The sequence below is a fragment of the Nocardia sichangensis genome, from assembly GCF_047200615.1.
Lineage (GTDB): Bacteria > Actinomycetota > Actinomycetes > Mycobacteriales > Mycobacteriaceae > Nocardia > Nocardia sichangensis.
In genome coordinates, this window is sequence record NZ_JBJZOK010000059.1 from 1 (window position 1) to 21038 (window position 21038).

The following is a 21038-nucleotide window of genomic DNA, read 5'->3' on the forward strand; positions in this document are numbered from 1 at the left end:
TGGGACGCGAACGCGCCGCGGTTGTCCCGGCCATCGACCGCGTCGCTCGATCCGGCCGCTCAGGACCGCGCGAACCGGGCGGCGCTGAATGCCTACGGCCGTGACATCAGCACCGCGCGGGAGCGGGCGATCGCGGCCGGCCTTTCTCCGGAGCAGGCCGAATCCGAGCTGGAGAACGCCCAGGAGCGGGCGAAGGTGTCGGCGTCGATCTCGATCGCCCCGACCGAGCCCGGCGGCAGCGTGCGGGTCGAGCACAGCTGGCACGCCACCGAGGCCGAAGCAGCGGCGTGGGCGGATCGGCGGGTCCGCACGATCCCGACCAGACCAGGTGCGCAAATGCGGATCTCACTGCGTGAACGTGGCGTCGAGGTCCCGAAGTGGTTCAGCGAGGGAGGACGGGAACACGTCACCACCGCCACACGGGAACTCGCCGAAGGCCATGACCGTGACCAGAAAGCGCGAACCCTGCGCGAGCAGGTGCCGCAGGCCAGCGCCACCGAGCGTGCCCGCGACGAGCAGCAGTTGCCCGCTTCGGTGCAGCGGGTCGCGGCCGAACGGGACCAGCTCGCCGAGGATCTCGCGCAGCGCGGTCGCGAGATCGAGCAGCTGTCCGGCGATCTGGTCGACGCCGCCGAGCGCAACAACGAGCTGCGCAATCGGCATCGGTTGTCGATCGAGCACAACAACGAGCTGACCGAGGCCAACGCCAGGCTGACCAGGCAGTTGACCGCGATCACCGCCGAGCGGGACCAGTTGCGTGGCGAGCGCGATGAGGCGGTGGCGAAGCTCGCCGAGCGCACACCGGCGCACGAGCGCTACGGCAGCCCGGAGCGCCAGGCCGAGCAGGCCGGGGCCGAGGCCGCCAGCAACGGACACACCAACGGCCGTACGCCGATCAAGGGCCACGCCTTCGCGGGCCTGGTCAACGGCCGCAACCGGGACCGGGAAATGGAGATGGAGCTGTGAGCAGCAACGAGCTGGATGACCTGTACATCAACCGCTACGCCGGACGAGTGGAGAACCCGGAGGAGGTGTTGATGCGGGCGGACTTCGACCGGGTGAAGGACCTGAGCGAAACCGCGTTCCACACCGAGTTCCGGCAGGACAGCGACCGGATCTTCGACCAGGTCGATGAGATCCGCGACCGCTGGAGCGGCCGGGACGACGAACTCGGCGCGGCCTACCGGTACCTGGAGGACGCGCACAGCGACTGGCGCTCGGCGCCGGACACCATGCGTCGGTTGCACGAGCAGATCGCCGCGGACCGGGCTCAGGGTTTCCACGCGATCAGCGAGATCGACTGGCGCAGCCAGCAGCACGCCCGCGAACTGACCGGCAACGGGCGCTGGGTGGTCGAGCCGCGCACCATCGAGCAGGCCCGCCAGCAGCTCGCTGCCGCCGAACGTCGCGACTCCTGGTCGGACCCGGCCGAGGCCAACCCGGCCGCGGCACCGGTCCCGGTGTCCGGATCGTTCGCCGCTGCCCGCACGGCGGAGCTGTCGCGGCAGCAGGGGCGCCCGATTCCGGGGCACGCGTTCGCGGGCCTGGTCAACAACCACGACCGGGTACAGGAGATGGAGCGGTGACCGCGATCCACGAGACCGACGCTCCCGCTGGCGGGTTCGAGCCGTTGCGCCCGTACGGGCCGACCGCGCCGGGTGAGTCCTACGCCGAGCTTCAGGCCCGGCTGATCGCGGCCAACGAACGCGCCGCCGCGTTGGAGGAGCAGCTCGCCGCGGTGACGGCGCGGCTGGACGCTGCCGAGCACCAGGTCGCGGATCTGGAGGACCGTAACCGGGAGCTTGCCAGCGATCTGGACGACGCGCTGGATCTCGCGGACGAGAACGCGCTGCACGCCGATCGTGAGCGGCTGGTCCCGAAACCGCTCTACGGGCACGCCTTCGCGGGCCTGGTCACCAACCGCAATCGAGAAGGGATCGAACGATGAGCGACACCCTGTCGCACCCTGACGCCACCGCGTCGCCGTCCGGCGTCGCCGCGTCGCCCACCACCACGACCACCGCGACGCACGCGTCGCCGCCGTCGTGGAACGCCGCTGAGACTGTCGCCTTGCTGTCGCTTGCGGCAGTGTCGATCGCGGCGTTCTTCTGGTCGGCGATCGCGCTGCACGGCGTAGCGGTCATGTCCGGAATCGACTCCCGATTGGCGTGGGGCGCCCCGGTGATCGTGGACGGCCCGATCGTCCAGGCCGCTTTCTCGCTGGTGACGTTGAACCGGCGCGAGAAGATCGGCGTGGTGATCCCGGCCGCGACTCGCCGGTTCTTCTGGGCCGAGCTCGCCGCCGCTGAGCTGGTGTCTTTGATCGGAAACGGCGTCCACGCCTGGAAAGCCGATGGTCTGCTGCTGCCCGCTCCCGCAGCCGCGGTGGTTGCCGGAGCCGCTCCGATCGCCATGCTGGCCGTGACGCACGCGCTCACCGCGCTGATGGAGGTCCCCCGCACCCCGGCACCGCAGGCGACAGCCCCCGTCGCGGCGGCGACAACCGGCGACATCACCGCGAAATCGGGCGACACCGAGGCGACACCCGCCGACGTGGAGGCGACACCCGTCGAAATGGATGCGACAGCGGCACGCGACGCGGAGATCCTGCGGCTGCATCAGGCCGGCCTTTCCTACCGCGAGATCGCCCCGATCGTCGGGTTGCACCACGGCTCGGTCGGCAAGATCCTCGCCCGCCTCAAGACCGAAGGCGACACCGGTCGCGAGCAGTTGGCGTTGCCCGCACCCCACAGCGTCCGGCTGATCGCCGGATAACCCCACACCCAACAACCGATAACCAAGGAGTAACCCCAATGACATCGTGGATCATGACCGAGGAGCCGAAGGTCATCCGCAGCGCGTTCGGCAAGGCCGATGAGCCCGGCACGACCGTGGCCGGCCTGGTCGTCTCCCAGGAGCTGGCTGTCCAGAAGGACCCGAAGACCGGCAAGCCGAAGCTCCGTCAGGGCAACCCGATCCGGCAGCTGGAGGTCGTCATCCTCACCGGGTGGCAGACCGATCCGGACGACGACGGCGCCCGCAAGCTGTTCGTGCGCGGCAACCTGCAGAAGGCCATCCGCGCGGCGATCCTCGCCGCGGGCGATGACGACCTGCGCAACGGCGCCCGGCTGACCATCCAGTACACCGGCACCGGGCAGGCGTTCAACGCCGACTACGCCCCGCCGAAGCTGTATCGAGCCAAGTACGAGCCGCCGACCGACGACTCCCTCGCCGAGGTCGCCGCGTACCTGGGCCAGGACGACGAGTAGCAGCCGTCTGACCTGTACCTGACCAGCAAGAAGGCCCCTGCCGAGTCCCAGTCGGCAGGGGCCTTCGCGTGCCCGGAACAGCTCACCGTCCAGGCCCGTCCATTGTTCGCCACCAGCCCGCCGACCGCAGCGTCGGGGCTTCTCGCCCCTGGTGCGGGGGCGCGTGCGCCTCCGCCGGGGCAGGCCACCGGCCTGCCCCGATAACGCCTGCTCTTCCCGCGCAGAGGCTCACGGGTCAAGGGTGGCCGCAGGCCATCGCCGCAGGCGACGCGCAGCGCCCTTGAGGCGTGAGTGGCGCGGGAACACAATGCAGGCGCCCCCGCACCAGGGGCACGCGGCCGAAGGCCGCGCACGGCGCACCGCGCCGCTACCCACGTGATTGCAGGGCAGTCGCCAATGTCACTGTCCCGCAGGCCATCCACCGGGCCGTCATGGCGGGCGTACAGCACCGATCCCACGTGCCGCTACGGCACGTTCCGAACGGATCCAGGTAGGTGATCTTGTCCCTGGCCACGGTGCGAAAACCCGGCGAAAGATCAGATCAGTTCCGGACAACGGATATAACAACTTTTCGCAGGGGCACCTCACCCCCGCCTCCCTCCCTGACCTGCGTAAACGACGCTTCGCGTCGTTGAATCCCTCCTCCCTCCCAGTTCCACATCTCATACCCACTTCGTGCGCACGAGATGTGGAACTGGGAGGGAGGAGGGATTCAAGATCAAATCAGGTCAGGGAGGGAGGCGGGGGTGAGGAGAAGAAAAGAAGTGGTTGAGTTGGGTGGGTATCGGTGGGTTTGCGAGTGGGTTGCGTTGGGAGACGATTCCTGCTGGTCGATTCGTGTGCGTCGGCTGCGGTCTACTGCTCCGCGAATGTTCGTTCGGGGCTGAACTGCAAGGCGCGGTACGTCATCGGAGTGGTGCGCGGGCGACGGGCGCCCGCGTGCGCGAGCCAGGGGCTCGCGTGGTCCGGCGCGCGGTGTGCTGGGTGCTCCCCCGGTATGGCCTTGTCTGGGGCTATCACGACGACAACGACCATCAAGGGCGCTTCGCGTCGCCTGCGGCGATGGCCTGACGGCCACCCTTGACGGCCGCCGCCGTCGTGATCGAGTAGCCCCAGGCCATACCGGAGGAGCACCCAGCACGAGCCCCGAGCGCGCGCTATGGACCGGGAAAGCTGCGCAGCCGAGGGCTGCGAGGCGGGGCGCTGCCCCAGCACCCCGCCCTCGCCGGGAGGCAGGCCACCCAGAGGGGCACGGGTGCGCACGCGGGAGTCGTGTTGGTCTACCGCAGCTCTACGGCAGGCGGGGCCAGTCCTGCGCGCTGGGATAGCCAGCCCGGCAGCAACTTCGCAGCGTCGAAAGTAGCTATTGATCTGCGATCGGTCAGCGTGAGATGCCGCGGTCGCGTTTCTGGGACTGCTTGGGCGGTGTCGGCATCGCGGTGCCGGGCGCCGGAATGCTTGTGTTCTTTCGCTGGGCGGCATACCGCCGCCGTTCCTCTGGGGTGGCGCGGCCCGCAGCGACCGCGCGCATGACCGCACGGGCGTCATCGATCCGGGCGCGGTGCAGCGCGGCCTCCACCGCGGTCATCGTCTCGTTGCGCAGCTTGATCAGCGCCAGCCGGTGATCCGGATCCAGCGTGGCGTATTCGAGATCGTGGTTGAGCCGTCGGACCTGCCGATGGATGGAGTCCAACTCCTCAAGGGTCGGCGTGTTGTCTCGCACCAAATCCAGGTATGCCTGGTACCTCTCCTCGAAGCTCTGCACGATCAGATCCCCCTCCTGGCTGCACTCGGGCTGACTCTTCGAGGGTACGAACTCAAGCGGATTTGTGAGGGGAAGTCGGATCTGCCATGACTTGGCAGCCAGGACTAAGCCGATGCTGAATATGTATGGGCGTACCACACTCGCCCATACATTGCCCATACACGCGTATGAAGCGCGTGCACTCCGGTATGGGTGTGTGGAGACGCTACGGTCCTGCTGTGCGCATCTACGCAATTGCCAACCAAAAGGGTGGCGTCGGCAAGACCGTCGACACGATCAACCTGGCTGCTGGGCTGGCCGAGCACGGCCGCCGTGTGCTGGCCATCGATTGGGATCCGCAAGGGCATCTCACCGAAGCGATCGGCGCGCAGCTGGCGACCGACGCGTCTCTGGCGCGGGCGCTGCTGGGTCAGTGGAGCGGCGAACTCGCCGATCTGGTGCAGCAGGTCGACGGCGGGCTGTTCGTGATCCCGACCAGTGACGACATGTTCCTGCTGGAACCGCAGATGTATGGGCGCTCAGGCCGGGAGTATCTGCTGAGCCGGTTCCTCGACGCTCTGGTCGGGATCTTCGATGACGTGGTGATCGACTGCCCGCCGTCGCTGGGCGCGCTCAACGACAACGCGCTGGTCGCCACTCGCCGCCGTCCCGACAACGACCAGGTGCAGGGAAAGATCGTGATCCCGGTGCAGGCAGAGGACTCGAGCATCCGCGCGTTGCGGCTGTTCCTGCGGCAGATCACGACGTTGCAGGAGGCGCTGCGCATCGAACTCGAGGTGGCCGGCCTGGTCGTCAATTTGTACGACGGTCGCAAGGGGCGCATCGCGACGTCGACGCTCGAGGCGTTCCAGACGCACCCGTTGGGCGTGCTGGGCGTGTTCAAGGACCTCAAGGAAGTACGCGAGGCATGGAGGCTGCGAACCACCGTGATCGCGCACGCGCCGGACAGCGAGACCGCCAACGGATTCCGCGCGCTGGTCGCTCGCCTCGATCCGGATCTGACTTCGGTGGTGACATCGTGACCGGCCGCAACCGCGGGCAGCTGCCGGGCCCGGATCTGTCCGGCACCGACCCGAACGAGGTTCTGCGGTCACGCATCAACCTCAACGTCCCGGTGAACCCGCCGCCATCCACACCTGCCCATACACAGGTAAGGGCGGGTAAGGACCGTGTACGGACGGGTAAGGGCGGAGGTACGCGGCCGGACCCGGACGGGATGCGCCGCACGTCGATCTACGTCACCAGCGAAGCGGCGAAAGCGCTGGAGGCGGCAGCCGACAAGATCGTGGCGCTGCTCGGTGACGGAACGCCGCGGCACGTCGCGTTGTCGGCCCTGCTACTGGCGGGCGCCGACCAGGTGGACGCGGTGGCGCAAGAGTTGGCCCGCCAGCGCGCGGCCGAACTCGCCGCGCGCCTGGCGGCGCTGCCGACCATACCCGAGTAATACGCGCCCGCACACAGGTAAGGACGTGTATGGGCAGGTATGGACGCGGCCCACAGATTCACAGTGCTGGACTGTGGTGCGTTTCGGGACAGATGTTCGGTAACGGTCGGTCAGCCGACACCCATGTCCTTGCGGGCCCGGTGCTGCTGGGCGTGGTACTCGCGGCCGTAGGCGACGGCGGCGGCGACGACAGCAGTGGCGGGTTTGGCGGCCCACCGGTCGATCGCCATGCGCGCGAGGGTGCCCGCGGGCAGCCGGTAGGCCTTGAGCGGGATGTTCAAGCTCCCGACCACGGACATCATCCGCATGACGCGGGCGGTGGCGTTGGCCCGGCCGGGCAGCTCGGCGAGCACCTGCTCGCGGGCCTGATCCAGGGTGTCGTCGTGGTGCTGCTGGGCATCGGCGAGCAGCGCGTCGAGCTGATCGGCGTAGGACGGCGGCAGGTAGAACGACACGACCGATCCGGCCGGGAACGCGCCTGCGCGGTTGGCGCGCTGCTGCTCGCGCATCCGGTCGGCGTAGCGGACCAGCTCGAGGTGCTCCGGGCGCGCTGTGTCCAGCAGGTCGGTCACCGCGGCGGCGATGCAGTCGGAGCTGCTGGCCGGCGGCCGTTGGTTGGGTGTGCTCCACCGTGGATCGGTGAGGGTGAGCTGCTGGCGCCACATGTTGACGGTGCGGGCCTGCGCCGTGGTCAGCCGTCCGGTCGAGTAGTGGCACGACGCGGTTTCGCCACCGTCGTCCTCGGTGTCGTCGGGCTGCTCGGCCTCCACCGAATCCGGAACAGTTTCCATATGGGAACTGTAGTCCGGCGGCCGGGTCGACGGACGTACCGGCGGCAACTCGGGTCGGGGCGGCAACGCCAGGGCGTCCCACACCAGCTGGTCCCGCATGTCGTCGTCGCGGTTGCGGTAGCTCGCGTACAGCGCCGCGCGAACTTTTTCGGGCAGGGCGGCGGCGTAGGTCTCCACGCGCCGCCGCGTCACCTTCACCACGACCTCGTCGCCGACTTCCAGTTCGATGCGCCCGCGAACGACGTTGTACCAGCCGTGTTCCCACTCCGGGCGCAGCATCTCGACCGCCGAGTGGAGGGTGCCACCGGCGTGGGAGTCGAACAGGTATTCCATGCCCCAGGGCGAGCCGAGCGCGTAGGCGATCTGCCCGCTGCCCATGGCCGCGAGCAGGAACCGCTGATCCCCGGTCAGCCCATGAATAGTATCCATATGGGTACTTTTATCCGGCGACCCGGTGTTGATCAGCGCGCTCACGAGGACTCGTCCCGACGATCTGCAGCGTCGCCATGGACCAGCCGCAGAGTCGGACGGGGCATGTCGATGCCGAAGCCGTCCGCGATGGCGCGGTCCAACCGCAGCTGCTTCTGCTTGGCTCCGTCTTGGCAGGACTGCGGCATGCCGGCGCAGGCGAGGAACTTGTCGCCGGTAGAAGGGTCGGTCAGGATCTCGACCCGTCTGCGCAGCTCGAGCCAGCCGTCGAACCCGGCGTTTCTTCCCGGCACGTGGGGGCGGTGGTCGGTGTCGCACAGCGCGCAGACCGGGGCGGTCCAGCCGTGCTCGCTCAGCAGCGCATCCAGCGCCCGGTCTTGGTTCACCCGCGGCGAAGTGCACCACCCGCACATGCACCAGGCACGGACCCTCCGCCCGACAGGGGTGAATCCCGCAGGAAGGCAGACGCTGCGAGGGTTGGTCTCGGTCATCGGGTCTGCCCGCCGTCGAGTCCTGCGAAGGGTTCGGTGTACGCGGCACTGGCCTTTCCGGCCCACCGCTCGTGCGCGGATTGGCGCGAGATTCCGACCTCACGTCCGATGTCGGTCCAGGAGGCGCCGGCGTCGCGTGCGACGCGTACGGCCGCGGTCAGCTTGCGCTGGGCGGCGGCGACCTCGTCGGCGGCCAGGCCCACCGCGTAGAGCTCGACGACGGGACCGATATGCGGCTTCCAGTCCGTCGCCATGATCAGGTCGATGGCCTCCTGGTCCAGGCCGTAGGGATCGTCGCAGTAGATGCGCCGAGCGTCGAGATCCTGCTCGAATGGGGTGGCCACCCGAGTCCATACCGGCCCGCGCCAGCACTCGGGCGCCTCGTAGGTCCTCAGGTCGGTGCAGATGACGCGCCAGCCGACGACTTCGTCCTGGGAGCGGTACTGCCACTCCTCGGGATCCAGATGCCTCCCATCGGCCGTAGTGGTGGCCACCGGTCCGTTGGACCAGCTTCCTCCGAACATGCCGTCCGCGAAAAGGTGGGCGACATGGCCCTCGTGCCGCCCGTCGTCGGTCTGCTGACTCACGATGTTCCCCCGTCTCTCCAGAGTGGATGTCAGGATTTCCTGACACACCTATACTACCTGCAAAACGGCATGGAAACTACCCATATGGATACTTTCTTCGCTCATCCCCGCCCGCCCCCCTTCCGAGGTTTCCACTGGAAGGGGTGGAAGTTTCCACTGGAAGGGGTGGAAGTTTCTAGGGCGGGAAGGGGAGGCGGATGGCCGCTTTTCGCCTGAAACCGAATGGTGCAATGGGTGTGTCAACGTATACCCCAGGGGGGTAATAGTGTGGATGGGGTCTGGATGGTGTCCCCGTGTCCCCGTGGCGTCGAATGGCGGAGTCAGCGGCGCTTGCGTTTGCGTTTGCGCTTGCTGCGATCCGGCCGGTGACCCTGCCGCGGCTGCGATGGCGTGGCCGCGATAGCGGGCCAGCCGTCCTCGTATGCTTCGGCGACGATCCAGTCGGGGTGGGGCGATGGCTGCGCGGGGGCCGGTGGGGTGGGTGGCTGGCATGCGTGGGCCAGCTGCTCGACGATCGGTGCCAGCTTTCGCACCTGGCGGCGCCGCACCCGCTCGAGTTCGGTGTCCGGTTCGGCTCGCGCTCGATCGGTGAGGTGCTGGAGCAGCAGCTGCACGGCGTCGATGTCGCTGAGCACCAACTCCACCGCACTGATCGGATTGTGCGGCACATACACCAGGCGTTCGACGACGCGTTCGCGCACGACCTCGCGCACCCGCTGGCCTTCTTCGTGCGCGCGGCGTCGGCAGTCATCGGAACACCAGACGCGGGGTCGGCCTCGCTGGCCGGTGGGGGCGGGTACCGGTCCCCCGCAGCGTGGACAGGCTGGCATGGTCGCCAGCGTACGGATTTTCGCGGACGATATTCGAGGCCCGTGACCTGGCCGTTGCCTGGGATGCAAGAGGTATGACCGGCGAGAACGGCGAAAAACGAGGGGCAGGGCGGGTCTGGCGGGGTGAGGAGAAGCGCGAGCGTGACCGAGTGATGGGCTGTGCCTCGTGGTGGCGAGTCGGTCGGTAGAGGCACGGATATTTCGGTAGAGACCGCTGCGACGGCGGGCCGGTGGCTCGCCGGGAAGCCGGAGCCGCGATTCGCTCCCGCCGCGCCCGCTCAGGCCGGACCGCCTGCCGCGTCCGGTGCCATCACACTCGGGTCACGAACATGGTGGGTGGGGCTGGGGCATGGATGAAAACACACGGGTTCCGTGTTAATCTCGGACGCGAGCAAGGAACTGTCCCTCGGGGTTTCGTACCCTGACAGATGGTCTGGCCCCTGGTGTCAGCTACGGCCCCCAGGGGTTGCTCTGTATTTGGGGTCAGGGCAGTGGCTCGACGAAGCACATTCGCGACCTGATCGGTTCGAGCAGCTGCTCATCGCCGCGGCGGGTGATGGACTTCCGAAATGCCGAGGACACGACGTCCGGCAGCCACAGCAGATGTTCATGCTTCGGTGACACCATCTGCACCTGCATCGCACGGTGGATCTTCTGCTCGCGCCGCAGATCGGAGACGTGTTTCCGGTCGAAGTTCGCGCGATTGCGCGGCGTGCGTTCCTCGAAGACGACCAGATCCGTCCGCCCCCAGGTCGGGCCGCCCGCCGACAGAGCAGCGAGCAGGCCCCGCAGGCAGGCGCGGCGGGCCTTCTCGACGTCGGTGTCGTCCTCGTCCACCTGGCACTCGTGGGCGAGCACACAGAGTTCCGGCCCCTGCCCGAGGTATTCGAGCATGGCCAGCGCCTTCTTCCAGCCGTCGCCGGTCAGCAACTCGTCGGTGGTGTGCCAGAACGTTCCGCCGGCGAGCTCCTGCAGCTTGTCGCGTAGACCCTGCATCTCGTCACGCTCGACGAGGACAGCGGTGAACACGTAGAACGCCGCCTCTTTGGTGCCGGGCGCCTGGAAGGTTTCATCCAGATACGCCACCGGCCCCGACGTATTCGCATACGCCAGGTCCAGAGCAGGGTTCGAACGCTGAACAGGCATCGGAATATCGTGGCACAGAGCGTGTCTGGGGCTTCATGCGTCACGACCCGGACCCGGAATCGTGAAAGCTGACCCAAGCCTTAAAAGTACCCATATGGCTACTTGAAGGGCTGTTCGTGGTGGCGTCCGGGGAGCACACTCGGGGTATGGGTGCGGGCGAGGACGACGCGCTGCGCGGTGAGTTGATCGGCCAGCTCGCCGCGGCGCTCGACGGTCTGGTGCGCCAGGTCGAGCGGGAGCGCGCCACCCGCACCGAAGCGGACGCGGAATGGTTCGACCTGCTGCTGGCCGAGCTGCGGCCGATGGCCGAGCAGGCGCGCGACCTCGAGGCGTCTCGGACGATCCGCGACATCGTCGTCCGGCACGGGTCCGGGCCGTGGCCGACGGAGGATCTGGCCGCCATCGCGGGGGAGGATCTGGCGAGGGTGCGCCGGATTCTGGACGCGCTGACCGAGTCGGGGGTGGCGTGGCCGGACTCCGGCGAAACCGGGCGCTGACCGGCCGAATCCCGCACTCTGGCCGCCGATAACGCCCACTTATCGGCGGTCAGAAATCGTATGTGTGTTCGAGTTCCGGGAAGGGTTACGCGGACTTCGCCTCAGCAGGAACCGGCGTCCGGAGCAGTGCCGACACCGACCCGATTCCGACGCCCAGTTCGTCGGCGATCTCGCGATAGCTCGCACCTTCGCCGCGCATCTGCTGGGCCCGCCGCCGCTTCTCGATCGCCCGTGCCTCGTAGTCGGCACGCGGCTCCGCGATGATCCGCTGGACCGTGCGTGTGGACGCCCCGAACGTCTCGGCGAGTTCGCGGGCGGTCTTCGTACGCCGAACAGGGTTCCTTGCACCCATCGTCATCCCTCCAGGGCAGCGGCAATGAACGCCGCCTCATCGTACTTTGTGGCGCGCTTCCGGTTCGCCTCCCGCCGCGCGTCGGTCATGGTCCGACCAGCCTTGCTTGCCTTCTCCCGACGCTCCTCGTCAGTCAGTTTCGCGCTGGAGGCCCGCCCCCGGCGCGCCTGCTCTTCGCTGAACGTCCGCTTGATCTTCCGCCAGGTCCACGCCGACACCGATCGGGCCAGTGCTTGCACTTCGCCGGGTTCCATCGGTCCTTTGGTGTAGGCCGGGCCGATGATGTCGATGTTCCGGTCCCATGCGTGGTCGTCGACGAGCTGGCGCCAGGAGTTCCAGTCGTCGTAGTCGCCGCGGCGGCGGTAGGACCAGCGGCGGATGAGCTCGAACAGGTCGACATTCCTGCCAGTCCCGCTGGACGCCAGCGCCTTTCGGCGTTCGGTGGTCGTGTGGTACTTGGGCAGCGCGCCGAGCGCGGCGATGGGCTCCCACAGGTCGCGCAGTTCGTAGAGCGCGTAGTCCGGCCCCCAGAGCGTCAGATGGTCATCGTGAGTCGGGTTCTTGGTGAAGCGGTGCGCGTAGGCGACATCACCGGCCAGGACGTTGTTCAGGCCGGCCTCGACGCGGGCGAGCAGGTGCACCGGATCGCGCCGCGCCGGGTCGGTGAGGATCACCGGCTTCTTGAGGGCATAGACGATGTGTCCGTCGCGGGTGTACGGATTCATGGCGACGTAGCTGGGCACCGGCAGCCCGCACAGGGCTGCGATCTCGTCGGCCCGGCCGCCGTCGTGATCGGTGATGACGAGCGACGTCATCGCTTTCGGATTGCTCTCCACGTACGGCAGCGTGAGCGCCCGATCTCGGCTGGTGCGGTAGTAGCCCCCCGTCTTCGATCGGCTCGCGTACGGCCGTTGTGGCCGCCAGTGCTCCTCGAAAGGAAATGGGAGCGTCCATACGTCCGACTCCCAGTCCTCATCTGCCGTCATGGTCACGCAGTCTGCCCCCTATCCCTCCATGATTAAGTACGACACGCCGACTAACCTAATCAGGTATTTCAGGGCTGCGGGTGCCCAGACCCACAGCAAGTGTGGACGTATAATGAAATACGCATATGCGTATTTCAACATTTTTCTTCTATCTAGCCATATGGATACTTTCCGCACCGCACTGCGACGCATCCGCTCCAAGAGTGCGGGTGCGTACACGATCAGTTCTGGATCTGGTCGAGCAGCCATTGGCGTTTGGCGGGTCGATCCGGAAGCCGGTCGAGTTCGGCTTGCACGGTGTCGATGCTGGATTGGAGCAGTGCAAGGTTGCGCGGTGGCAGGTCGGTGAGTGTGGCGGCGAGAGGCGTAGCGACGACGCCAGCCGCACCTGCGCTTATCGACTCTCGGATTCGTCGCGACGAACCGTCCCACGTCGCGAACTCGGCCGCAGCGCGCCTGATCGCGGTGATCTCGGTCAGCTGAATTTTGGCGAGCTTGCCACCAGCCGGGAGATGGCCGGCACCCTTGGCCCACGTCGCCAATTCAGCGTCGAAGGTGTAGCCGAACATCGGGTGGCTGTAGATCGTGGATCCGCCTGGCAGGGCCTGGAGAAACTGTTCGGCGGCGGACCGGGTAGCGGCTTTCATCACTGCCATCGCTGTGACGTGACGATCGGTCGCGGTCGCGAGGTCATCAGACGACCAAGTACAGGCAAGCAGTCGACGGTTGTCGACGGCCTCCAGCCACGCATCAAGAACGGCTGCACGCTCTGCACTGGTCAGCTCATCGCCTGCGGTGGTCGAGCCATTGATCAGAAAGAAGTCGATCCACCCGGCGGCAGCGGCGGTTGCGTGGTGGCGAGTGGCGGCAAGGTCGAGCGTGCCATCTGGATGCACAAGGTGCATCGCGGGTACGACGACAGCGCTCCATGCAGCGTGAACGGCGTCAACGATCTGATGTGCAGCGCCGATCGGGTCTACTGCTGTCGTGTCGATCCGGATGTCAGCGATCGTGAGGCGCGGAGTCGCGTCCCAGGCCGCCAGGCGCTCGGCGGTGTCGCCGGTACCTCGAGCAGCGGCCCGTGTTGCGGCGACGTCGCGCGGGCACCACAGCTCAACTACAACCCACCGGATTGTCGGAGCCGCAGCGAGCAGCGCGTCTATCGCCTCCGTCTGGCCGACATGCAGGACCGGGACCTCGCCTGCGGCGATGATCCTGGTCAGCTCGGGCCGGTCGATGATGTAGGTCGAGCCATATCGGCTGTTCGAGTAAATGACTTCGCCGGCAGCGACCAGCTGCTCGAACTCGGCAGTCGAGGCGATCCGGTATCCCGACGTGCGACCGGCGCCAACCTTCATGCGGTGGTAATGGCGGAACTCGTTGCCAAGCTCGGCGAGTGCGGCCGTCACGGTGTCCTTGCCCGCCGCTGGCGGGCCGTACATCACGATCGCGGTGTCCATGTCAGTCCATCAGTGACTTGATCAGTGCTTGTGCCTGCTCACGCAGCGGTGGCGAGTCGGGATCATTCGTGATGATGGTGTGCTGCCAGGGCGGTTCGAATGCGGTGTTGATGCCGCTTACGTAGTCACCCCAGTTGGCGAGCTTCCAGGAGTCTCGAGCGGCGCCCCGCCGGGTGATGTACGAGTGCATCGAATCGGGCTGGCACCGGATCCAAACAACCTCCATGTCGGCGCCCATCGTGTCCAGTTCGACGGCCGTCCGGCGAAACCACGCTTCGGAGCCGAACTCCTTGATGAATGGCGCGGTCGCGATAACGGACACTCCGCAACCGACGTTTTCTCGAACTGCTGCGGCAAGGCATTCGTACTCGGCAGGCCGAACGAGATCCAGATAGATCGGGGATTCACGGTCTGCGACGGTGCTACCCAACTGCACCAAGGCGGTGTCGACCACTGCCCTGGTGATCGTGTCTTTGTCGAGCATCGCCCATCCGGTCAGTCTCGCCAGGATGCGCCCGAACTCGGTCTTGCCCGAGCCCGCGTAGCCGCCAACGTAGATCACCTGAGGTCGTCCGCGCCGCGGGCGCGGCGCTCCAGGAGTGGCGGTGTCGCTGACCATCCGCCCGGAGCGGGGTCGACTGATGACCAAGCCTTCCTCCTCGAGGATGGTCATCGCGTCGTTGATCGGCGCGACGCTCACTCCGAATTGCTCGGCCAGCGCCCGCGTACTCGGCAACTTCTGCCCCGGCCGCAACCGACCAGCCTCGATCTCATTGCGGATCTCGCGGGCGATCTGACGATGCCTCGCTTCCCCTGCTGCTTCCACATGGCCTCCTTCGCCCGTCAGGTCATCTGAACCTATCAGTTGATACCCACGTAAACCCTGTGGGGGGAAGGATCTTCCCGTTCTCGCGGATTTGTGACGAAAAACGCGCGAAAACATAGACATCAGAAGGCATCACATCTACGGTAGAAGACATCAGATAGGCAATCTGATATGTCGCTGAAAGTAGGTGATGTCATGAGATCAACTGTGATGGTCGCGGCCGTGCTGGCGGTACTTTTCGCGCTCATCACCGCGCCGGGTCAGGTGATCGGAAGTCTGTGCTTCGCCGCGTTCGCCGTCGTGTTGTGGCGGATGCTGACGCACCGTTCGGGGCCTCTTCGTCGTCGCGGGACGTGGCGATGATCGGCCCGGTTGTGAAGACGGACGCCGCTGTGGCCCGCGCGGGCGCGAGTGTGTTCGGGGCGTTGCCGGTGCAGGTGCGCCTGGCTCTGCTGGCGCTGGGTGCGTTGGTCGCGATGGCTGGCTGCTCGGCTGCCTGGCTCGACTACCAGGACTATCGGCCGTCGCCGAACGTCTGCCGTGCTGACGAGGTCGCGCGCACCGATTGCGTGCACGTCGATCGTGCTCCGGCACAGCCGATTCCGACTCCGGCGGGGTGGCAGCGGTGATCGAGTCGAGTCAGCTCAGCCAGATCCCGTTGAGCGGTCAGTTTCCTGACGAGCTGCTGCGGCGGGCGCAGTTGGTGGTGGCTTCGCAGGCGGAGGACGCGGCGGATTGCCGGGTGCTTCTGGCCATGCTCGGTCTGGCAGAAGTCCCAGCTGCCACGACCAGCAACTGCCACACTCCCGCCGCTGTCCAGCCGCCCGAGGTTCGGCAGCAGGCGGCGCCGGTGCCGGTTCGTCGTCGGCCGCGCCGCTGCCGGGACCTGGAGTTCGTGGCCAGGGTCGCGGAGCTGCGGGAGCTGGAGGGTCGGACCTGGGCGGAGATCGCGCAGCGGCTCGATTGCGCGGTGGGCACGGCCCGATCGGCCTTCGCGCAGGTGGTCGTCAGATGACCACCGAGCCCGAGGGCGGCATCCCGGTCTACGACTGGCGTTGCGCGCCTTCACATCTGCGGACGCGCCGTCAGCTGGCCGCGCAGGGATTGCGCCCGAACGGCCAGGACATCGCGGGCAAGGTGCAGCGTCCACGCCGGTCGCGGGAGCCGCTGACGGCCTACCTCTACGACGTCAACCTCGCCGCCGCGAAGCGGGAAGCGACTCCCGCCCAGCTCGCGGCGTTGGCGAAGGCCACGCGGGAGCGGCAGCTGCGCGCTGCGGAGCGGCACGGCATCGACCGTGCCGAGTTCGAGCAGACCAATGACCCCGGCCCGGGCTGGGCGGACCCGGCGCCCCGCGCGCCGATCAAGGGCCACGCCTTCGCGGGCCTGGTCAACAACCGCAATCGAGATCGAGAAGGGATGGAACTGTAGATGACGCCGAACTATCGGCTGAGCCCGCGGGATATGCGGGTGGTGACGATCCTCGCCGAGATGTACGGGGCCCCGATGGATCGGGTGGCCGGCATGCTCGGTGTGCAGTTGACCAGCGCCTACCGGACGGTGGCGAAGTGGCGGGCCACGCACCTGGTTTCGGGGATGAAGGTGCGTCCCGTGGCGGGACACACGTGGGTGTTCCCGACCCGGTCGGCGACCGAGGCGATCCTGCCGTACTACGCAAAGTATTGGACGCCGTCGCCGAAGATGGCCGCGCATGTCACGGCCGTGCTGGATGTGCGGCTGGCGTTGACCGGTCAGGATCTGGACCGCTGGATTCCGGAGCGGCAGCTGCGCGCCGAGCTGGGCATGGCCCGCCCCGGTGAGCAGCGCCAGCACGTGCACGACGGCCGGTTCTACGACAGCGAAGGCCGGTTGTGGGCGGTCGAGGTTGAACTGACCGCGAAGAACCTGGCCGCCGCGAAAATCTCGGTGGCCAAGGCGCTGCACGCGGCGCGTAAGGCCAACTGCGCCGGAGTCATGTACTTCTGCCGGACCGTCGAGCGTGACCGCGACGGCCGGATCGTGCGCCGCACCGACGAGATCCGCAACGTGATCGCCACAGCGGTCAAGGCGGTGCGCCAGGCCGAGGACCCGGTGGTGCGCGCCGCGATCCTCGAAGAGGTCCTGGGCACCAACGCCGAGACCACCCCGGCCGTGGCCCGTCCCGGTCTGTCGCTGATCGAGGGCGGTGCTTCTGATCGCATCAACCAGGCCGCGCTCGGTGGCCGTGACACCGGAGAGGCGGTGTCGTGATGAGCACCGAATTCCCGATCCACCGCGACACGGACGTGGTGTGCCAGAGGGTGATCGATTTCCGTCCCGAGTGCGCCAAGACCTACCCGTCGCAGGTGCCCGCCGCCCCGGAGCAGTCCCAGGTTCCGGGTACCGAGCAGGCCCCGCACATCGAGATCCACCCGAAGGCCCCGCCGATCTTCGGCGACCACGCCCCCGATGGTGACCTGTTCGGCATCACTCTGCCGGAGATCACTCTCGACGGGTTCCTCGACGCGTTGATGATCGCGGGCACCTGCGCGGTGTTCGGGCTGGTGTCGGCGGGCGCGATCTTCCTGGTCGCCAACCTGCTGGCGTGGTCTCCCGCGAGGCTGCGGAACTGGATGATCGGCGCGAGCGTCGCGATGCCCGGTTCGGCGATCGTGTTCGGCGGTATGGACTGGTCGGCGCCGCTGACCCAGTTCACCGCAGGCGCCGCGGAGCTGGTGTCGGGCAACCCCGCTCCCGGCCTGGCGGCGATGACGGTGCTGCTGATCCCGGCGTCGTGGTTGGCGGCGATGATCGCGTTCACCAACCGGCGGGTGCGCATCGCAACCAACGGGTTGCAGTCCCCGGCCGCCACGGAGCGGGCGTTGTGGCTGCGCACCCAGCGTGAGCAGCGGGCGGCGGCGCGGATGTCGCGGTATCGGCTGCCGTTCTCCACCGGCGGGCTGAACCCGCAGCCGGTGCTCGGGCGGCTGGCGACCGAGTCGAGCCAGGCCCCGGCCAAGTCGCGGACGCGGGCGCTGCTGGCGGGCACGGAGACCCGGCTGATCGTGCCGTGGATCAAGTTCAACGAGCACGGCACCGTCGTCGCCTCCTCCGGTAAGGGCAAGTCGACGCTGATGAACCGGACGTTGGTGTCGTGGTTCGTCACCGGGTGGCTGCGGCACCGGCAGTGGTGGCGCCCGCGTCGGCCCGGCCGGCCTCTGGTGTTGGTGATCGACTGCAACGGCGGACCGGAGTCGAAGAAGTCCGCGCGGACGATGGCGCGCTGGTTCGCCGCCCTGGGTGTGCCCGCCGACCGGATCGGTGTGGTGGGTGTCGAGGACACCGACCCGCTGCACACGCAGCTGAACCTGTGGGGCATCGCGGATCTGGATGATCTGCGGTCGGTGTTGTCGGCGATGATCTCCGGCGGCTCGACGCCGACGACCGACACCGAACGCTACTTCCATAACCTGCGCGAAACGTTGATCCACCTGGTCGTGGACGCCCCGGAGAAGGTGGTCGACGGCAAGCCGGTTGGGCACAACCCGCCGCGGGATTGGATCGAGTTCCTGTCGCGGTTCGATCCGGTCAAGCTGGCCAAGCTGTGGGGCGGGATCTGGGACGACACCGTGCCGTGGGCTGGTGTGGCTGGTGTGGATCGGGAGATCGCCTCCACGATGGCTGGCAAGCAGCCGGTGATGGATTCCGCGCGCAGCGAGTTCGGCATCCTCTACCGGCTGCTGGGTGACTCCTTCGAGGGCGACAAGCAGGTCACCGACTTCGATTTCCTCTACATCATCCTCGAAGGCGTCAAAGCCGCCGACCGGGCCCGCGCCCAGTTCGCCGCGCTGGGTTGCATGCTCGAACAGCTCGCCGACAAGGACCACGGCCGCCAGGCGCTGCTGGCTGTGGACGAGTTCTCCGCGGTTTCGGATGGCAAGACCCGCGCCAAGGCGTGGGTGGAGCGGCTGCGTAAGGCCGGGATCGGCTCGTGGTGGTTCGCCCAGTCCTGGAACGGGCTCGGGCACGACGACGACTCGCGTGAGGCCCTGGTCACCGCGGCCTCCGGTGGCTCGCTGCTGGGTGGGCAGGAGAAGGGCGACAAGCTCGCCGAGATCTACGGCACCCGCCGCGATTTCGACCTCTCCCGCAAGCTCATCGGCGGCTCCGAGGCAGGCGACGAGGGCAACGTGCAGGCCAACGACAAGCTGCTCGTGCACCCGAACCGTCTGCGCGCCATGGCCAAGGGCGACATCGTGCACGTCTCCGGCGGTGTCGCCCGCTTCGGCCGCGTCACCCCGCTCGACGAACGGCAACTGTCTTCGCTGCGCCCGCTGCCCGGCCTGTCGCAGATGCAGACCGTCACTCCCGAGCCCGCCTCGTTGGCGCCGGTCATCGACCTGCGCAAACACCGCCACGCATAACCCGAGAGGAACCACCACACATGTCTGTCCCGAACTTCAACCCCGAGGACCACGGAGAGGAGATCTCCGGCCTGTCGCCCGAGCAGCGGCAGGCCGAGATGGACCAGCTGGCCCCGCTCGCCGACGAGATGGCCAACCGCACCACCAAGAAGCTGGTCGCCCAGATCCAGCAGCAGACACCCGTCGTCCCCGATGGCGGCCAGATCGGCCGCGCGCTGGGCAAGCACGTCGACCACGCCACCCGCATCAAAGACGGGCTGCGGCTGTGGGCCCCGGCCCTGGGCACCAGCACCGGCTTCGCGGTCGCCGCGTCCACTTTGCCGATGACCGGTCCGCTGGCCGTCTACGGCGCTGGGCTGACCGGGTTCTCGGTCTGGATGTGCGCCGGGCGCCCCGGCCCCATCGAGTCGATCCGTCTCAGCGGCTACGTCCTCGCCGATTCCGCCAGCTGGATCAAACGCCACACCATCCGCCGCCGCAACGACGCGGCGCAGTCCGCATAACCCAACACCGAAGGAGAACAAAACCGTATGACCACCAGCACTTTTCACCTGACGCCGGAGCTTCCGGCGTGGTTGTGGACGCTGCCGTCCGCGACGTTGTTGGACGTGCTCGACGCCGACGGCCGCAAGTTCCGGCGGCCCCACTCGCTGAGCGACTACTACCTCATCCAGCAGCGGGAGACCGCGCTGCACCTGATCGTGGAGGCCCCCGCCGGCCAGCCCGCGAACGCCGCGCAGTTCCTGCACCGCTGCACCGCGGCCGGACTGGCGGAGGCCTGGGGCGGCGCGTTCGACGAGACCGTCACTTGGGGCGGTGTCCAAGGCGCTGATGAGCTGATCGCCCCACTGGCGGTTGGCCGTTTCGCGGTCCTGCCGCTGCTACTGGCCGAGTTCACCAACACCTTCCAGCACTGGTCCCGGTTCCCCGAGCAGCTGCGCACCGCCGTGCAAACCGCCGAACCGGGCCTCCCGCTGCCCACCCTCACCACCGACAAGGAGAACTGATCATGTCCGACACCACCTACGGTCCCGCCGTCGAGGACGAGATGATCGCGCAGGCACGCCAGTTCAGTGCCGCGATGCGCACGGCGATGCATCGCCACGCCCAGGCCGCGAACTGGATCGAGCGCCGCCGGGTCCGCAAGGAGATCAGCCGCCTGGTCCGCACCGAGCGCCGCCAGCAGCAGCAGGCCCGCGCCCATCACCGGATCTGGACCAGCCAGGCCGTGGACCGCTACCGGCTGCACGCCCAGGCCGTCGCGCAGCGTGCCAATGATCCGCGGGTGGATCACGACCGCCGCGCCCGCGACGCCCGCGCTCTGGTCGAGCACCGCGACCGGCTCGCGGTGCAGTTCATCGGCAACGAGCACCTGACCCGCACCGAGCAGGGCATCGCCTTGGACGGTTTGGACGCGGCGACGGTGTTCCCGGAGTACAAGACGGGCAACCTGTTCGCCCGCGCCCACAAGGTCAAGGGCCTGGAAGCGCTGCACTACCGGGCGCGTGTGGCTCGTGAGACGGTCGGCGCCCGGCAGCGCGCGGAGCGGGAGCGAGAGAACTGGCTCGTCGACCCGAACCGGCTGCGCGAGATGGGCGACGGCGACATCGCGCACCTCTCCGATGGTCAGGCCCGCTGGGGCCGAATCGCTCAGGACCGCGACACCGAGCGTGGATCCCGGCCGGTGCCGCAGGTCTCGGTCAAGGATGCGCCGTGGGCGCACGTCCAGGCGGTGCAGCAGCTGCGTGCGGCCCAGTTGGCT

The 21038-nt window shown here is 67.8% G+C and carries 27 protein-coding genes; 17 read left to right on the top strand and 10 right to left on the bottom strand.

Annotation, left to right across the window (positions count from 1 at the left end; genetic code table 11):
• The 5 genes from ACL03I_RS38070 to ACL03I_RS38090 form a co-directional block, all read left to right on the top strand.
• A partial coding sequence (locus tag ACL03I_RS38070; RefSeq protein WP_412808480.1) for a hypothetical protein occupies positions 1-966 on the top strand: 966 nt, incomplete at its 5' end.
• Positions 963-1586 carry a hypothetical protein gene (locus ACL03I_RS38075; protein ID WP_412808481.1) on the top strand — a complete coding sequence of 208 codons (624 nt, stop codon included), beginning with the start codon at positions 963-965 and terminating at the stop codon, positions 1584-1586. The genes ACL03I_RS38070 and ACL03I_RS38075, both read left to right, overlap by 4 nt.
• Positions 1583-1948, top strand: coding sequence for a hypothetical protein (locus tag ACL03I_RS38080; RefSeq protein ID WP_412808482.1), 366 nt, complete (start codon positions 1583-1585; stop codon positions 1946-1948). The genes ACL03I_RS38075 and ACL03I_RS38080 overlap by 4 nt, the downstream gene beginning before the upstream one ends.
• Complete coding sequence (locus tag ACL03I_RS38085) at positions 1945-2775, top strand: DUF2637 domain-containing protein (protein WP_412808483.1); 831 nt, start codon at positions 1945-1947, stop codon at positions 2773-2775. Before ACL03I_RS38080 ends, ACL03I_RS38085 begins: the two co-directional genes overlap by 4 nt.
• A 38-nt stretch (positions 2776-2813) precedes the next feature.
• Positions 2814-3269 carry a hypothetical protein gene (locus ACL03I_RS38090; protein WP_195078203.1) on the top strand — a complete coding sequence of 152 codons (456 nt, stop codon included), beginning with the start codon at positions 2814-2816 and terminating at the stop codon, positions 3267-3269.
• A 1381-nt stretch (positions 3270-4650) separates the two neighbouring features.
• Here ACL03I_RS38090 and ACL03I_RS38095 read toward each other — a convergent pair.
• On the bottom strand, positions 4651-5034 hold the full coding sequence (locus ACL03I_RS38095; protein ID WP_412808484.1) for a hypothetical protein: 384 nt from the start codon (positions 5032-5034) through the stop codon (positions 4651-4653).
• A gap of 218 nt (positions 5035-5252) precedes the next feature.
• Between ACL03I_RS38095 and ACL03I_RS38100 the strand changes: the two genes are divergently transcribed.
• Positions 5253-6056: a ParA family protein gene (locus tag ACL03I_RS38100; RefSeq protein WP_412808485.1), complete on the top strand. Its 804-nt coding sequence runs from the start codon at positions 5253-5255 to the stop codon at positions 6054-6056.
• The gene (locus ACL03I_RS38105; protein WP_412808486.1) at positions 6053-6478 is read left to right on the top strand and encodes a hypothetical protein; all 426 of its coding nucleotides are present in this window, start codon (positions 6053-6055) and stop codon (positions 6476-6478) included. The genes ACL03I_RS38100 and ACL03I_RS38105 overlap by 4 nt, the downstream gene beginning before the upstream one ends.
• A gap of 110 nt (positions 6479-6588) precedes the next feature.
• On the opposite strand, the gene ACL03I_RS38110 is transcribed toward ACL03I_RS38105, so the two are convergent.
• From ACL03I_RS38110 to ACL03I_RS38130, 5 genes are all read right to left on the bottom strand, one after another.
• Positions 6589-7698, bottom strand: coding sequence for a hypothetical protein (locus tag ACL03I_RS38110; protein ID WP_412808487.1), 1110 nt, complete (start codon positions 7696-7698; stop codon positions 6589-6591).
• A gap of 41 nt (positions 7699-7739) precedes the next feature.
• Positions 7740-8084, bottom strand: coding sequence for a hypothetical protein (locus tag ACL03I_RS38115; RefSeq protein WP_412808488.1), 345 nt, complete (start codon positions 8082-8084; stop codon positions 7740-7742).
• 101 nt (positions 8085-8185) lie between these two features.
• Positions 8186-8776, bottom strand: a complete 591-nt coding sequence (locus tag ACL03I_RS38120; protein ID WP_412808489.1) for an AsnC family protein — start codon at positions 8774-8776, stop codon at positions 8186-8188.
• A 320-nt stretch (positions 8777-9096) separates the two neighbouring features.
• On the bottom strand, positions 9097-9489 hold the full coding sequence (locus tag ACL03I_RS38125; protein ID WP_412808490.1) for a hypothetical protein: 393 nt from the start codon (positions 9487-9489) through the stop codon (positions 9097-9099).
• Between the two features lie 600 nt (positions 9490-10089).
• Positions 10090-10752, bottom strand: a complete 663-nt coding sequence (locus ACL03I_RS38130) for a hypothetical protein (protein WP_412808491.1) — start codon at positions 10750-10752, stop codon at positions 10090-10092.
• A 146-nt stretch (positions 10753-10898) separates the two neighbouring features.
• On the opposite strand from ACL03I_RS38130, the gene ACL03I_RS38135 reads away from it, so the two are divergent.
• Positions 10899-11249, top strand: a complete 351-nt coding sequence (locus ACL03I_RS38135) for a hypothetical protein (RefSeq protein ID WP_412808492.1) — start codon at positions 10899-10901, stop codon at positions 11247-11249.
• Between the two features lie 85 nt (positions 11250-11334).
• Here ACL03I_RS38135 and ACL03I_RS38140 read toward each other — a convergent pair whose 3' ends face one another.
• The 4 genes from ACL03I_RS38140 to ACL03I_RS38155 all read right to left on the bottom strand — a co-directional run bounded on the left by ACL03I_RS38140 (position 11335) and on the right by ACL03I_RS38155 (position 14996).
• Positions 11335-11601 (bottom strand): replication protein RepB, encoded by a 267-nt coding sequence (locus tag ACL03I_RS38140; RefSeq protein ID WP_412808493.1) that lies wholly within the window; start codon positions 11599-11601, stop codon positions 11335-11337.
• Between the two features lie 2 nt (positions 11602-11603).
• Complete coding sequence (locus ACL03I_RS38145; RefSeq protein ID WP_412808494.1) at positions 11604-12587, bottom strand: replication initiation protein; 984 nt, start codon at positions 12585-12587, stop codon at positions 11604-11606.
• Between the two features lie 221 nt (positions 12588-12808).
• Complete coding sequence (locus ACL03I_RS38150) at positions 12809-14047, bottom strand: nucleoside/nucleotide kinase family protein (RefSeq protein ID WP_412808495.1); 1239 nt, start codon at positions 14045-14047, stop codon at positions 12809-12811.
• A gap of 1 nt (position 14048) precedes the next feature.
• Positions 14049-14996, bottom strand: coding sequence for a GntR family transcriptional regulator (locus ACL03I_RS38155; RefSeq protein WP_412808496.1), 948 nt, complete (start codon positions 14994-14996; stop codon positions 14049-14051).
• 72 nt (positions 14997-15068) lie between these two features.
• Here ACL03I_RS38155 and ACL03I_RS38160 point away from each other — a divergent pair, with 72 nt between their 5' ends.
• The 9 genes from ACL03I_RS38160 to ACL03I_RS38200 all read left to right on the top strand — a co-directional run.
• Positions 15069-15236 (top strand): hypothetical protein, encoded by a 168-nt coding sequence (locus tag ACL03I_RS38160; RefSeq protein ID WP_412808497.1) that lies wholly within the window; start codon positions 15069-15071, stop codon positions 15234-15236.
• A complete protein-coding gene (locus tag ACL03I_RS38165; protein ID WP_412808498.1) occupies positions 15233-15502 on the top strand; it encodes a hypothetical protein in 270 nt (89 codons plus the stop codon). The genes ACL03I_RS38160 and ACL03I_RS38165 overlap by 4 nt, the downstream gene beginning before the upstream one ends.
• A complete protein-coding gene (locus ACL03I_RS38170) occupies positions 15499-15888 on the top strand; it encodes a hypothetical protein (RefSeq protein WP_412808499.1) in 390 nt (129 codons plus the stop codon). The genes ACL03I_RS38165 and ACL03I_RS38170 overlap by 4 nt, the downstream gene beginning before the upstream one ends.
• Positions 15885-16304 carry an RRQRL motif-containing zinc-binding protein gene (locus ACL03I_RS38175; protein ID WP_412808500.1) on the top strand — a complete coding sequence of 140 codons (420 nt, stop codon included), beginning with the start codon at positions 15885-15887 and terminating at the stop codon, positions 16302-16304. The genes ACL03I_RS38170 and ACL03I_RS38175 overlap by 4 nt, the downstream gene beginning before the upstream one ends.
• Positions 16305-17123 carry a hypothetical protein gene (locus tag ACL03I_RS38180; RefSeq protein ID WP_412808501.1) on the top strand — a complete coding sequence of 273 codons (819 nt, stop codon included), beginning with the start codon at positions 16305-16307 and terminating at the stop codon, positions 17121-17123.
• The gene (locus ACL03I_RS38185) at positions 17123-19276 is read left to right on the top strand and encodes a type IV secretory system conjugative DNA transfer family protein (protein WP_412808502.1); all 2154 of its coding nucleotides are present in this window, start codon (positions 17123-17125) and stop codon (positions 19274-19276) included. Before ACL03I_RS38180 ends, ACL03I_RS38185 begins: the two co-directional genes overlap by 1 nt.
• Before the next feature lie 20 nt (positions 19277-19296).
• On the top strand, positions 19297-19779 hold the full coding sequence (locus ACL03I_RS38190) for a hypothetical protein (RefSeq protein ID WP_412808503.1): 483 nt from the start codon (positions 19297-19299) through the stop codon (positions 19777-19779).
• 27 nt (positions 19780-19806) lie between these two features.
• Positions 19807-20283: a hypothetical protein gene (locus ACL03I_RS38195; RefSeq protein ID WP_412808504.1), complete on the top strand. Its 477-nt coding sequence runs from the start codon at positions 19807-19809 to the stop codon at positions 20281-20283.
• A gap of 2 nt (positions 20284-20285) precedes the next feature.
• A partial coding sequence (locus ACL03I_RS38200) for a hypothetical protein (RefSeq protein WP_412808505.1) occupies positions 20286-21038 on the top strand: 753 nt, incomplete at its 3' end.